Here is a 15,550-nt window from a genome sequence, read left to right on the forward strand (position 1 = left end):
TATGCGTTAATAGGGTTTTAACCCAACGTTATCTTTACTATTTTTCTAGCTTTGGCTGATCTGACATTTCTAAAATCAACTCACCTCCATTAGTAATCTCCTGATGTGAAAGACTGAATTTTGGCACTGCTTTCTGATTGAATTTGATATCCTTTATATACACATTTTCAGCGTTGTTATTATTGGCTTTGATGGTGAATGTTTTGCCTGAATAATATTTCGGATTTAAGTCTATCGTGATTTTATTGAATATTGGACTTCCAATTTGATAAACGGCATCTTGGTCTGTTCCTCCGTTTATTTGAAATAAACCTAATTTAAGCAATACATTTAGACTTCCCATTAATCCCTGGTCTTCGTCGCCGTTATAACCAGTTGCCGGAGATAATCCGCTGAAAGTTTCTTTTACTACATTTCTTGTCCAATACTGTGCTAAATCCGGCCTTCCCAGTAGCGTAAAAATATTGGATGTTTGTATAGAAGGCTGATTTCCAAAATTTACAGGAATTCTGCTAAACTCCGGATGTAATTCTGCATCATGCGATGTACCAGAAGTATACTTTTGTTTTTTAGCCGTTTCAAATTGAGTGTTCAATTTTGCGACAGCTTTTTCCTTTCCTCCCATTAAAACGGCCAGACCTTCAATATCATGCGGAACAAACCATGTTGATTGTGCTCCATTTGATTCTATAAATCCATTTTCATACTGATAAGGATCGTAATTTTCACGCCATTTTCCTTCTACGTTTTTCGGACGCATCCAGCCTATTTGTGTATCAAAAACATTTTGATAGTTTTTTGCCCTTTTGATGAAATAATTGTAATCTTCTTCATAATTTAATTTTTTAGCCAATTGTGCCAAAGTCCAATCCTGATACGCATATTCTAAAGTCTGGCTTGTACCGTCTTCATGGCTTCCGAAATTACCTTCGGGAAGCGGATAAGGCACATATCCTTTTTCTAAATAATATTTTAATCCACCACCAATATTGGTATTGTGTTCATATCCTGCTTTTTCCATAATACCTCCCGGCATATGATTTTTTTTGAGGGCGGTATAAATCTCTTCTAAATCTTCTTTTACAATTCCTTTTTGAATGGCACTTACGATAAAAGGTGTCGCCGAAGCTCCGGTCATTACATAAGTATCATTTCCTCCCGAAGGCCCGCGTGGAATCATACCGCCGTCTTTGTAATACTGCATTAACGAATAGACAAATTCTTCCATAATTTCTGGATATACCAATCCCCAAAGATTATTAATTGTCCATTGGGCACCCCAGAAAGCATCTGAATTGTAATGGTTGAATTTTGGTTTTCCGTCAGCATTTAAAGGCAATTGTCCGAGTCTGAATTTTTCTCCTGTATTATCCGGATAGGCTCCATTTGCGTCACTGATCATTTTTCTGCCTTGAAGCGCATGCCAAAGATCCGTGTAAAATCTTCTTTGGTCGGTTTGGGTTCCTCCTTCTATTTTAATTCTTCCCAGTAAATTACTCCATTGTTTTCTGGAATCGTCAACTGTTTTATCAAAATCCCAATGTGGTAATTCGGTTTCGATATTATTACCGGCATTTTCTATTGAAGTATAAGAAATACCAACTTTCATCAGTATTTGTTCTTTCGTTTTATTAAAACTGACTAAATAATTACCTGTCAGATTGTCTCTTTCTATGGAAGTAATCGGCTCATTTGTTTTAATTTTAAAAAATACGGTTAATGGTTTTGGGCGTCTGAAATTGGTACTCAAAACTAATGAACCCGAAAGTTCATAATCATTGTTTTTTTCTAATTTGCCATTTGTATTTTCACAAGGTCCTAAAATAGTGTTCAGATTAAAAAGAACTGCTTTTTGTGCCTTTAGCGGAAAAGTATATTTATGAAAACCAACTCTTTGTGTGCTGGTTAATTCTGCCGTTATTTGATATCGATCTAATTTTATGGAATGATATCCTGGTGTTATGATTTCGTTTTGATGACTGAATTTCGAGTAAAAGTCTTTAAAAATAGTTGGTTTGTTTTCTGATGCAATTGTCACGGGCATAACTGATACGCCAGACATTTGCCATTCGTGAACGTGGCTGAAACCTTTAACTGTATCTGTAGTATATTTATAACCGCCGCCCCAATCGCCGTTAATTTCGGTATCGGGATTTAGGTTTACCATACCAAACGGACGACTTGCTGATGAAAAGTAAAACCATCTGGAATTTTCGGTGTCCAACAACGGATAAACCATGTCTGATAACTGTTTCTTTTTTAAAGAAATAGTTTTCTGAGCATTGCACGACACTAAAAAAACAAGAGTTAAACCTATTCCAATGCGTCCTATTTTATAGATTTTATTTAGTTTCATTTATTCTGTTTGTATCGTTGGGACAATATTGTTTTAGACAGGATTTCATCGGATTATAATTCTCAAAACATTAGCTAAATGAATGTTACAAAGCTTAATCTTTCACTACTTTCTCAAACGGCATTCGATTAAGCCTTGCTTTCATTCAAAAACAAAACTAAACTGATTCTTACGAGCAACTGAATAGACCAGTTTTTTAGTAAAAAAAGGAGAAGAATTTACGCTCCTCTCCTTTTCAAAATTAAAATTGGGTAACAATGCGTACTTACTAATTCTTATTTTTAATATCCATCATTCTGTATCAGAGCCGGATTTAAAACCATCGCATTGGTTGGAATTGGGAATACACGGCGATAGGTATCTGCATTGGTTTTGTAACCCCATTGCCCTTCATATTTTCCAAAACGGATCATATCATTTCTATGCCATGCTTCCCAGGTAAATTCACGGCTTCTTTCTTTGTAAAGATCTTCTAATGTTACACCGCTTAATGCCGGAGATGTTGTACGATTAGAACGAACCATGTTTACTAATGCGTCTGCACTTTGTCCTATTGTTACGCTTCCTCCACGAAGGATTGCTTCTGCTTTCATTAAAAGAACATCTGAATAACGTAAGAAAGGAACATCATTTTTTTGATTACGATTTGTTGAAGTAGCATCCGGGTAAAATTTAATATTTCTGTAACCCATATTCCATGCAATTTCGTCGTTTCCAAGATCAAATAAAGGTTCACTTTGACGCGGTATAATATCCGGTGTTAAATTTACCTGATAGGTATATGAAGCTCCTCCATCAAATCCTGTATAAAACTGATCGTATCCTTTTTTGGTTGTTGTAACCGTTACTGGTGTAATACCGTCATTCATAAACTGAAGCCCGGTAAGCCATTGTTTATTTCGAATATCATTTACATCATCAAAATAAGCATAAAATTCAGGAAGGGTACTTCTTGGTGCACTTGGTGTAAATGAAAGACCAAACTTAGCTCTTTCAGAACGCGGTACATCATAACGTGAATGGTACATTTGTCCGTTGTAACCTACTGTAACAGCTGCCGGATCGTAAGGAACTGCAAAAATAAATTCTTTCATCAACGGTCCATTTGTTGGGTAAAACATTTGAAGGTAAGTTGCTCTTGGCTCGACAACATATAAGCCTGAGTTGATTACCTCATCACAAGCTGCAATACATTCATTAACACGTGATGTGCCTGTATATACCTCTGCGTTCAAATATAATTTAGCCAGCATTGCATTAGCTGTTTGCTTATTTGGTCTTCCGTAAGTGGCAACTCCTGCTGCAGGATTTAAATTAGGAACGGCATTTTTTAATTCTTTTTCAATAAAATTAAAAACGTCTTTTCTCGGCGTTTTGGCATGAGACGAAAAATCTCCGTATAAAGTATCCAACGGTACATCGCCATAGCTGTCCATTAACATGTAATAAGAAATGGCACGCATTGTTTTTAACTCAGAAATCAACGTGTTTTTATCTGCACCTTCTGGCATTGTCTGTCTTAAAATAGAAATTGCCTGATTACTTGTTCCGATCACTTTAGACGACCAGTCCCAAAGACTTCCTATGATTCCGTTATCTGCATTCCAATCATGATAATGCATTGCGATATAGTTTCTGTTATCAAACCAGTTACCTCCTCTTGCAGGTAAAATAGCTTCGTCTGTAGATAAAGACTGAGACCACCACCAGGCAAATGAAAATTCACCTCGAAATGCTGCATAAACAGGTCCTGTTGTCTGAATGTATTGTGTTGTGTTTTGAGGAAATACTTCCGGTGTCAATTGTGTTGTAATAGGCACTTCAAGGTCATCACAAGACCAGATTAAACCAGCCATAAGTACTGGGAGCCCTAAATATTTTAATATCTTTTTCATAATTTTTAGCATTTAATTTTAGAAGATCACATTTACACCAAACATATAAGTTCTGGTTTTTGGATAGAAGTTATTTGAATCTACACCAGGAGCTGTTCCTCCTTGTTCAACTTCCGGATCAATTCCTTTGTATTTGGTAATAACAAATACGTTGTTTACGGTTTGATAAATACGTACACTGTTTATATACCTTCCCACTTTACCAAAATTATATCCTAAAGTCATGTTGTCTAATCTTACATAGCTGCCGTCTTCTATAAAACGATCTGAATATTTATAAGAGTTTAAGTCATTTGGAGACTCGTTTCCTGCATCAACTAAAATATTATTGGTCATTGCAGTACTAGGTCTGAATAAATCGGCACGAGTGGCATTGAAAATTTTATTACCAAAAACTCCTCTGAAGAAAATACTTAAATCGAATTTTTTGTATTGAAAATTATTTGCCCATCCTACTAATAGTTTTGGCTGTGCGCTTCCTGCATAATGATAATCTACTCCGTTTAAAGGCGTTGTTGTCAGAGCACCATTTTTATCGTAATACTGTGAAACTCCGTCAGCATTTTTTCCTGCATATTTTAAGGTAAAGAATTGTCCTAAAGGTTTTCCTTCTTTAAAAATCTGTAAAGTACTTCCTGTTTGTCCACCTCCGTCTGGCTGTACACGACGAATAGAATCTCCACCAACAAAGAATGGACTGGTTAATTTTACGATTTCATTTTTATTGTGGGCCAAATTCAGATTAGTTGTCCAGCTGAAATTTGCTGTTTTAACAGGAGTTGTACTTAAACTAACCTCAATACCTTTATTAGACATTGTTCCTCCGTTTGCAACAATTGATCCTACTGGTACAAGCACGGGATTTACATTATAATTGAAAATCATGTCTGTTGTTTTTTTGTCGTACACATCAACAGAACCTGTTACTTTTCCTTTTAAGATTGAGAAGTCAACTCCAATATTTGTAGTAGCTGTTTTTTCCCATTTTAAATCAGGATTTGCTGCCTGGTTAGGACCATAAGCTCCAATTTGTTGTCCGTTATAATAGAAAGTTCCTAAACTTCCGGAAATAAACTGTGCTGTATAAGCATTAAATCCAGATGAGTTTCCTGTTACTCCCCAGCTTCCGCGGAATTTTAAATCAGTAAAAAAGTCTTGATTCTTCATGAAATTTTCTTTATCTACTCTCCACGCACCACCTACAGAAGGGAAATATCCCCATTGGTTATTTTGTCCAAACATAGATCCACCATCTCTTCTAATTGATCCTTGTAATAGATATTTATCTTTGTAATTGTAATTCACACGTCCAAAATAAGCTATCAAACGTGTTTTTTGATAGGCTTTACTGTCTCCAAAATTTACCACATAACCATTAACGGAAGTGTAATTACTTAAAGCAAGGTTGTTATACCCAACATTGTCTACAGGAAAGTTCGTTGTTGTAGCCTGAAAACCGTCTCCTAATGTATTTTCCTGCCAAGAGTAACCTGCTACAGCTTTTATTTTATGCTCTCCAAATGTTTTATCCCAAGTAAGGAAACTTTCAATAATATTGTTTCTGGTTTCGTAAGCATTTCTCAATGCAGAACCATTTACACCAAAATTAACCAATGTTTTTGTCAAAGGTGGATCTGGGTTGTTGTAAAAATTGGCACTGTTGTATTGTGAATAATAACTGTCATAAAATTCTCCATGAGAAGTAGTTAATCTTTGGTGTGCTAAATTCAAATTATAAGTGAATCCAAACGGAAGTTTTACTTCTGCAGTAAAGTTACCTACAAGGTTTTCCGTTTTAGTTTCATCGGTACCATGATCAATTAAAGCTACCGGGTTAAAATATCCCGGACTGGTAAAATTTTCAAAAAAACTTCCATCAGCATTTCTTACCGGAGAAACAGGAAGATAACTTGCCGCCTGCAAAAGAACGGTATTTCTCTGTGGTACATTTTGATATTTTGTGCTTGAATTGGTAACGTTTAAACCAAATTTAACTTTATCATCAAAAGCAAATTGTTCAACGGATAAACGGGCAATAATACGAGAAAAGTCACTTTTTAACATTACTCCTTCTTTGTTAAGAGAAGTGATACTTGCTGTATAGTTTCCATGATCTCCGCCGCCGCTCATCGATAAGTTATGGCTGCTTGATGCTGCACGTCCTGTTCTTAAAATTTCTTTTTGCCAGTTTGTATTGGCACCTTTATCATTTTCAGGAGTAAAATTCAAATTGTTTTTAGTTGTAAAATCTCTAAGCTGATCTGCATTCATCATGTCCAGATTATTTGAAACTTCTTCCCAACCAACATAACCATTGTATGCAATCTGAGTTTTGCCCTTACTTCCTTTTTTTGTTGTTACCATGATAACTCCATTTGCAGCACGGTTACCGTAAATAGCCGTTGCAGCAGCATCTTTTAAGACATCGATAGTTGCAATATCGTCTGGAGAAATTACGGAGATATCAACTCCCGGAATACCATCTATTACATAAAATGGTCCTTGTGAACTATTTAATGTAGAAGCTCCACGCAAAACTACAGAAGCCGTTTTTGTAGGGTCACCGCTTGATGAAATGTTCAAACCGGAAACTTTACCTTGTAAAAGCTGTCCTACATCACTAATTGCCCCTCTGTTTAAATCTTCGGCTTTTACAGAAGTTACAGCAGTCGTAAGGTTTTTACGAGATCCTTTTCCGTAACCCACTACTACAACTTGTTCTAAACTGTTTGTAGTAGGCTGCAATTTAATCGAATAATTTGTTTTTGTTTCGTCTAGTTTTAAAGTCAAATCTTCAAACCCCATATAAGAAACTATTAGTGTAGCATTTTTGTTTGAAGCCGAAAATTTAAATTTTCCATCAAAATCTGTTGTTACTGAATTCGTTGTACCTTTCTCTAGTACATTGGCGGCTGGCAGTGGAATGCCTTTGTCATCTAAAACCACACCGGACACTTCTGTTTTTTGTGCCCAGGTATTAATTGAGAAGCAAAAACAAAAGGCTAATAATAAAAGTTTAAGTTTTTCCATTTTGATATTGGTTAATTGGTTAATATAGTATTGACGAAATTAATGGTAAAGAAATGTTAACAAATGGACAAGTTATTCATAAACATGGATAATTCATATAAAGTCAATGATAGCAAGGGTTTCCAAAATTATTTTTCTAAAATTACATAGTTAAAAACTTATTAATTAATCGATTTCGTAAAAATTTCATTTCATATTTTAAGTATAGTTTAAGGTAATGGTTAAAAGTTTAAGTTATATTTTGGTTATATACGTATTAATTATAGTCTTGGTATATTTTTTATTTATTTTCAGTCCATTTGATTTCCCAGTTTTTAATTAATTCTCTTTCTTTTGTTTCATCAAAAGGAGTGTTATCCACTGCTGATTTTTTTAGAGCTTCCAAAAACATTTTCCATCTTGGCCAGTAAAATCCTTTATACATTCCGTTCCACGATCTGGATGCATAATCATTTAAATGTCCTTCTCCTCCCCAAAGCGTTATTAATGTTTTGGCATTTTTTACGTATAATTTAGATACTTCAGGAGAGTTCCCATAATCAGAAGCTGATTTTACCCATTGATCCAGACTGTTTAATGGTTGTCGTGACATCATCTTATCGATATCCAGAGCTTGTTTTTCTATCTTTTTAAATAGTTGATCTCCTTTTGAAATATCTTTTTGCTGATAGGCTTTTACACATTCCATCAAATCCTCATCAATACAAAGCGAGTAGTAATGTCTTGAAGCATCAATTAAATCGTAATTGATAAAATTCTTTTTATCATATTTCTTAGCTTCTTTGGTTAAAATATCCAAAGCTTCTTTTAGTTTTTTCTTGTCTCCGGGATTTCCTTTAAATTCTGTAATTGTTGCAGTCGGGCGTTTAAATAATAAATACGCTCCAGCCCTATCATTCCACCAGCGGGTTTCCCAATATTTGATATTGTAAACAGATTCCAATAATAATTCCCATGCCTGAAAAACAGATTTTGAAGTTGTTTGTCCGTATCTCGCATTTAAATATTTAGTCAGCCAATCGTTTACAGGTTGTTCCCCCTGGCTCCACGGAAGATCATAAATATATTCGTATACAATTGAATTATTATTTAACCCTTCCGGCATTGCACCGTAGCCCACAACATTTCCTTTGTTTGGATTTTTCAGCAAACTCGTCAATTCATTTTTATAGAAATTCAGGTCTCCATAAACAGGATTCGATCCTCCATAATTATGTACATAACCGTAAGTCCATTGTTTACCATAAAAAGCTTCCTGGTTTTCCCATACCTTATATCTGTCGTTGGCATAATCCTGGATCATCAATCTGTCATTTGGCACTTTACTAAGAAATGCGCTGGTAGCTTCTTTTGTCCAGAATTCTTTATTATCTCCAAAAAGCCATCCCTGCATAACCCAGACTGCACCCGGTGCGGCTTCATTAATGGTTTCATAAATCGCACTTCCGTAATTAGAAAGTTCTTCATATTTATTGTGTTCCGAAACCGGAGGTTCAATCTCATTAAAAGAATCTGCCAGATAGAAATTCGACTTGCCGTACATTTTAGTATAAATTTCAATAAAGCGTTTTCCTATTTTTTTAAACAAAGGATCTTTGGAATCTAATAGAAAAGTACTTGCAAAACCACCTCCCGACCAGGATTTTAGTTCCGTTATTTTGGCTTCCGGATGTTTTTCTGCGAAAGCTTTAGGAACATAACCACTAAATGCCGGTACTACGGGATGCATGTCTAAAGCCCTCATTCTTTCTAAGATTTTCTTTTGAAGTTCTTCTTTTTTACTAAACCATTCTTGCGGCAATGGCCCTTCAAGACTGTTGATATTTCCCATACGCTGCCATGGTAAAAAAGCTGGCCCTGCAAAATGTGCTTCTAATTGAGTGCTGGTCAAACCGTATTCTTTCCATAATTCCTGCCACGCTGTTTCCTGACCTTCCATTGCAGTGGGAAGATTGATCCCGTGCATGGCCATCCAGTCAATTTCCTGTTCCCAGCGCTTCCAGTCCCACCATGGAGTGCTGTACCCGAAAGTACAGGCATTTAAATATTCTCTGTATTGAAATGGTGTATTTCCCTTTTTTGAATATTCTGGCCATGACTTAGGTAAAGCAACTCTATTTCCTTCCCAACTTACTAAAACGGCTCCTATATCTCTAAGAAAATTATAAGCCGCATAACAAATTGCAGTATTATTTGAAGCCTTTATTTTTACCTGATTGTTTTTTGTTTCAATTTCAAACCAATCTGATTTATTCTCTTTGTTCTCAACAATACTTAATTCAAACTCACTGGCACGATTGCCTATAAGCCTTTCTATTACAGCCAATGCGTGTTTTGTATTTTCTTCATTTTTAGAATATCCTTTAAACGAACAAAGAAATAACAGCATAAAAACTGATACAGCCATTTTTAAGGAATTGTACTTTTTACTTTTTAAATTCTCTCTTTTCATATAAATCATATCTTATTAATAGTCCTAACTTATTTAGCCTAACAAAAACAAGGGAGATTAAATAATAACTAATCTCCCTAACAAACAAAACCTAACAAAAAATATATTACTAATAATTAACAATCGTGTTCATCAAATTTCAGAATCAAATAATGGAATGCTAAACCGAAAATAAAAGTATATAGAATGTTATTCTATAAGATGGATTTATCAATCAAAAGCATAGACATATTCTCTCTAAACCTCTTTTTTCTTAATAGGAAGGTTTAAACTGAGAAAAAAGGTAAAATATTGATTTTGAATCTATATAAGTATTTTTTAAAGATTCATTTTTGTTGATCTCTAATTATATTCCTGTCTATGTTTTAATCAACGAAAATTCCATTAAACAATAGTATTAAAAGAAGGTTACTATCTACAATCTAAAACCAATTCATTATAAAATTAGTTTATATTAGCTATTTCAAAAGTAAATTAAGCTAACCTTGCAAAACACAAAATGAATAAAAAAATTCTATTGGCATTACTTATTGTAAATATATTTTGCAGACAATACATTGTTTATGGACAGGAAAAAAAGAGTGAAGTTGTTACTCAGGAATCTATCCAACTTGAAACTGATGCAATTTTCGACAAGCTTGTCCAAATTAGAAGGGAGTTTCATGAGAATCCGGAACTGGCGGGTAAAGAACAAAGAACCCAAGAGACTATAAAAAAATATTTATTGGATTTAGGGTTTAAAGTTGAAACGGATATTTACGGATATGGTGTCGTTGGCATTTTAGAAGGTGGAAAAAAAGGGAAGAAAATCGCCTGGCGTGCAGAAATGGACGCATTGCCAAATGACTTTCCTGATCAATCTGATTTTAAATCTAATACAAAAGGTGTTCAACACGGTTGCGGTCATGATGTTCACATGGCAATTTCATTGGGAATAGCAGAAGTTTTGGCAAAAAATAAAAAGTCGCTGCATGGCACAGTCTATTTTATTTTTCAGCCTGAAGAAGAAACATTTGTAGGAGCAAAAAAAATTACTGTAAACAAATTATTTGACAAATATAAAATTGATGAAATTTACGCACTTCATGTAGTGGGATTATCCGTAGGACAAATAATGGTAAAACCTAATGAAGTGTTTGCTTACCAAAAAGAAATAGGAATACAATTTAAAAATGTGTTACCTGCCAAAGAGTTAAAAGAGCTTACGTCAAAAATTCGTAATTCTTTGATTAGATCGAATAACCAAAGCAAACCATGGGAGATTCAGCTCATTTCAGATCCTGAAATGGGCTTGATGAATCCCAAAACAATATTTAGTGATTATTTAATTGCTGACGAAAATTTTAGAACGTATTCTAAAAACGATGCATTCCATATAAATGCAGAAATCTACGAAACTGATGCAACCCGATTAAAAAACATTATTCCTACCATTGATAAGGTAATTGAAGACAATAATTATGGTTCTCAGAAAATTTCTGTTAAGTTCATAAAAGAAAATCCAACCGTTTTAAACGATCCAAATTTAACACGCACTTCTATCACTACACTTGACAATATTTACGGAAAAGGATTTGTCGTAACCGACTACGGACAGGTTCCTTATTTCAATGATGATTTTGCCTATTTCCAACAGAAAATTCCCGGAGTTTATTTCTTTCTTGGAGGTTCTAATTTGCAAAAAGGAATTATAGCAATGAATCATGCCCCTAATTTTCAAGTTGATGAAGAGTGTATTAGAATTGGAGTCAAAGCGTTTTCTTCGTTACTATTTGAAAGAGGAAAGTAAACAAAACATTAATAGATATACCAAATGGCGCCAACTGAAAGCAGATGGCGCCATTTTTTTGTCTTAACTTAGAAATTTATATATCGGTATAATTAAACGCTTATGGTTAAATTATACTTTTATTTTGTATCATTAAATTTTCAATTCTGGAATTAGAAATCTCGGGATTAGCTCCCGGTGCTTCTGCAACCAAAGCCCCAACTGCGCAGGCAAAATCAATAGCTGTTTGTGGATCTTTTCCGTTAAGCACTGATGTAATTAATGCTGCCAAAAACGAATCGCCCGCTCCAACTGTATCGGCAACCTTTACAGGATAACCTCCATTTTCATAAAGCTTGCCTTCCCACATGAACAAAGCACCATGCTTTCCTCTTGTTACGCACATGGCTGTTACTTTGGTTTTTTCTGCAATAAAGTTCATATTGTCTTCCAAACCTGAATATGGCGAATGCATTGCGCCTGCTATTTCCAGCAATTCCTCATCATTAAATTTAATAAAATCAGCTGAATGCATTAATTTTTCTAACATGTCATAAGAATAATGGGGCTTTCTCAAATTAACATCAAAAACCTTATAAGCTTGTGTCTGAAGCAATTCTTCCAGAGATTTTCCTGATACTTCATCCCTGCAAACCAAACTTCCATAAATTAGGACATCAGCATCTAACACTATTTTTTTTCCAGATTCATTCAAAACAATTTTATCCCATGCCGATGGATACGTGATTTCATAACTTGCAGATCCGCGTTCATTCAATGTTACGTTTACTAAGCCAGTCGGAAAATCTTCTGATTTACTAATAGTATCCGTTTCAATTCCCAGGTTTTTTACCTCATTGATAATTGCCTCACCATCTTTATCATTTCCTACGCAACTAATCATGGCTACCTCGCAACCAAATGTTTTCATTCGCAAAGCCACATTTAATGGTGCCCCGCCAATTTTTTTTTCATTGGCAAAAACATCCCAAAGCACCTCTCCAAAGGCAACCGCCTTAAGGTTTTTTCCGTTGTTCATTCTAAAAATATTTATTATTAATGTTATTCTGGTCTCGTAATCTGAAGATTAGAAAAAGTACTATTTTGTCCTTCAGCAATTAATCCCCATTTATTTTGATCCCTGCCGTAAATGCGATTTGTTAAAGCTATTTTTCCGTTTATGTAAAGTACTACAACGCTTCCTTCGGCAATTATTTCAACATCGTACTTCGTATTTGTCTGAAATTGAAATGGTATACGTGTTACCTCCTGTGAAGCGGAATTATACCCAATGACTTTACTTTTTGTTATATCAAAAACTATTTCATAATAACTTCCTGTATCATTGGTATGGAAAATAAATCCTGCCATTCCTGCGCTATTTGATAAGGTCACTTCTGCTTTTATTCTGGCTTTTTTACCTACTGCTTTAAAAGTTACCATGGCTTTTTCGGTAGCACCTGACAAAATATAGCTTCCATTATTTACTGTCGCATTTGCTGTGGTTGCATCAACTTCAGCAGTATTGCTTTTTTTAGAAAATAAATCTTTAACAGATTGTGGTGCCTGGACACCAAGGGTTCCATCTGTATTTTGAATCAATTCATGAATAACCATATTCCCAGCCCAATCTTTATTTCCTAAATCATTTTCAGGCGTTTTGCGGGCATTCCATCCAAAAACATATCTTTTATTTCCATCAGAAGCGGTTTTACCTGCGTAAAAATATTCTCCGTCAATCATATCATTTTCAGGCTTGATCCAAGGTCCGTTAATAGAATTTGCCATTCTGTAATGTGTTCCTTTATTAGCACTCCAGTTTTCAGAAAAAATCAAATACCAATAATTCCCGATTTTAAAAATATCGGCACATTCCATCATCAAATAATTATCTTGTGATGTTGTCGTATAAATTGGCGTCTGAACATCCCATTTTCCTGATGCAGGATCAGCAGTTGTAAAATGCAGCAAAACTGCTTTTCTGCCTGGTTCTGTCTGTGTACTAACCAACATTGAATACTTTTTTAACTCATCATTATAAAAAACATGCGGATCTCTGAAATCATAATTATAATATCCTGCCGGTGCTGTAATTTTAAAAGAAGGCACTTTAGTCCAATTTTTCAAATCAGAACTTGTAGCACATAAAACACTTTCTCTCACATTGGATTGTACATAAGCCGGAGTTTCATTATGTCCTGTATAATAGAAATAATATAGAGACCCCACTTTTACCACTGATCCTGTGCCAATGGCAAAGTCAGGATCAGTCGTTTTTCCGTATGGAATCATTTGCCCTTCGTAGGTAAAATGAGCCAAATCAGTACTTAAATATTCATGAATATCATGAAAACCTTTTCCTGCCGGTTTATTCTGCGCATCATGAAGGAAATAAATATGGAATTTTCCGTTGTCGAAAAAAGGCATAATGTCTCCTGTATAACCCGCACTATAATAAGGATCATTTGCGCCCATCCATTGTGCCGGCGGCACAGGAAAAACACTTGTTATCTCAGAATTCCCTCCTGAAATAGAACCTCCAATATACTTATCATCCTGACTGCAGGAAACAAGCGAAAATAAAACGGAAGCTATCGTTATTATATTTCTATATTTCATTTTTGTTGAATTCAAAGTAGATTAATTTTTAGCCAAATAGTTGATACTATTTTGCGTTAAAAGCTTGATATTACCAATAAACTCATTTGCCTGACTTGGGACACCGCTACTATTGGTTTCGTTATACCAATCATAAGCACCCATCGAAATCACGATCACATTTTTATCAGTTCCTGTATTTGGAAATTCCGCAATGGTAACTCTTCCGTCAAGATTATTATCCCAAGCTTCACTTGCTAAGTTGGTTCCTCCTGTTTGGTTTCTCCAACCTTCTCCGTTGCCATAACCTCCCCATTCTGGTAAAAACCACCAGGCAGTATGATTCAACCGGAAAGTACCGCTTTGTAATAAATTAGCTTTCCCGGTTTCATAAGTAATCAATCCTTCAAAAATTGGGTGATTCTCATGTCCCACAAATGACATTCCCCATGAATTTCCATCAACAAATCCGTTTGGAGGAAAATCTCCAAAAACATTATTCGGTCCTTTTCCTGAAGGAACAATTCCTAAAGCATCTACATATTGAGAAGCAAAAGATGTCAAAAGCAAATTTCCCCCGTTAGATCTGAAATTTTTCAAAGCAGTTGTTACTGCAGGATTGTAGGCAACAGAAGGTAAATTAACGGCAGAATCAAAATGCCACCAAATTACATCAACATCACTTAAATCAGCACCATTTTGAATACTATTAAATGAGATATATTTAGCTCCATTAAAAGTTGCAAAGAACCAATCGGCTGCCGTAATTTCATCTATATTAGTAATTTCGGCTCTTGTTGCAGCAGTTCCTAAAAACGCTACTACTAATCCTGTTACCGGAACTCCTACATTAGCCGTATAATTAACACTTTTTCCGTTAGCAGTTACAACAAAAGTTACTGCATTGCTAAAATCTACCGTTGTCCCTGAAGCCGGTGAGATAGAAACTCCCTCTGTTGCCTCAATAACCGGTTTTAATGCCGTTAGGTTTGTGCCCTCAGGCAGTGTCATTGTAATAGTTTTACTTATATCATTGACTGTTGCTGCAACTCCATTAACAGTAAAACTTTTTATTGGACTCAACACTACTGTTGTTACCGTATAGTCTTTATACAAATTACCATTTACTACTCTAAATTTTACCGGGCTTGTAAAGTTGATTGGTTTTGTCAGATCAAGATTTGATGTTGCACCTCCTTCAAGTATTATTTCAGGTTTTACTGCTGTGATATCAGATCCATAAAGCATTGTTAGATTAATTTTTCCTGTTTTCTGGTCAATTTCACCAGCTACTCCATTTATTTTAAAAGAAGTAACATTAGAGGGTGAATTGATATCAAAGCCACTGTTTTCAAAACTGTTCTCACAGGCAGTAATCATAAAAATCATTGCCAATACTGCAGATACTTTAACCCAATATTTATTTATATGTTTTTTCATATTAATGATTC

Annotated in this window: 8 protein-coding genes; 1 reads left to right on the forward strand and 7 read right to left on the reverse strand. The window is 35.0% G+C overall.

Annotated features, from left to right (window positions below; genetic code table 11):
* Positions 1–37 precede the first annotated feature (37 nt).
* From RT99_RS00680 to RT99_RS00695, 4 genes are all read right to left on the reverse strand, one after another.
* Positions 38–2,356 (reverse strand): GH92 family glycosyl hydrolase, encoded by a 2,319-nt coding sequence (locus RT99_RS00680; RefSeq protein ID WP_042562785.1) that lies wholly within the window; start codon positions 2,354–2,356, stop codon positions 38–40.
* A gap of 281 nt (positions 2,357–2,637) precedes the next feature.
* A complete protein-coding gene (locus RT99_RS00685) occupies positions 2,638–4,251 on the reverse strand; it encodes a RagB/SusD family nutrient uptake outer membrane protein (RefSeq protein WP_042562868.1) in 1,614 nt (537 codons plus the stop codon).
* A gap of 18 nt (positions 4,252–4,269) precedes the next feature.
* Positions 4,270–7,281: a TonB-dependent receptor gene (locus RT99_RS00690; protein ID WP_042562786.1), complete on the reverse strand. Its 3,012-nt coding sequence runs from the start codon at positions 7,279–7,281 to the stop codon at positions 4,270–4,272.
* Between the two features lie 280 nt (positions 7,282–7,561).
* Positions 7,562–9,733 (reverse strand): alpha-N-acetylglucosaminidase, encoded by a 2,172-nt coding sequence (locus RT99_RS00695; RefSeq protein WP_052483490.1) that lies wholly within the window; start codon positions 9,731–9,733, stop codon positions 7,562–7,564.
* A 499-nt stretch (positions 9,734–10,232) separates the two neighbouring features.
* Here RT99_RS00695 and RT99_RS00700 point away from each other — a divergent pair, with 499 nt between their 5' ends.
* A complete protein-coding gene (locus RT99_RS00700; protein ID WP_042562787.1) occupies positions 10,233–11,522 on the forward strand; it encodes a M20 family metallopeptidase in 1,290 nt (429 codons plus the stop codon).
* 106 nt (positions 11,523–11,628) lie between these two features.
* On the opposite strand, the gene RT99_RS00705 is transcribed toward RT99_RS00700, so the two are convergent.
* From RT99_RS00705 to RT99_RS00715, 3 genes are read right to left on the reverse strand one after another with little or no spacing between them, the layout of a single operon-like run.
* Positions 11,629–12,540: a carbohydrate kinase family protein gene (locus RT99_RS00705; RefSeq protein WP_042562788.1), complete on the reverse strand. Its 912-nt coding sequence runs from the start codon at positions 12,538–12,540 to the stop codon at positions 11,629–11,631.
* 23 nt (positions 12,541–12,563) lie between these two features.
* The gene (locus RT99_RS00710) at positions 12,564–14,120 is read right to left on the reverse strand and encodes a glycoside hydrolase family 32 protein (RefSeq protein WP_042562789.1); all 1,557 of its coding nucleotides are present in this window, start codon (positions 14,118–14,120) and stop codon (positions 12,564–12,566) included.
* A gap of 21 nt (positions 14,121–14,141) precedes the next feature.
* Positions 14,142–15,539 carry a DUF4960 domain-containing protein gene (locus RT99_RS00715; RefSeq protein WP_042562790.1) on the reverse strand — a complete coding sequence of 466 codons (1,398 nt, stop codon included), beginning with the start codon at positions 15,537–15,539 and terminating at the stop codon, positions 14,142–14,144.
* Positions 15,540–15,550: the final 11 nt, after the last annotated feature.

This window comes from Flavobacterium sp. MEB061, assembly GCF_000834715.1.
GTDB classification, from domain to species: Bacteria; Bacteroidota; Bacteroidia; order Flavobacteriales; family Flavobacteriaceae; genus Flavobacterium; species Flavobacterium pectinovorum.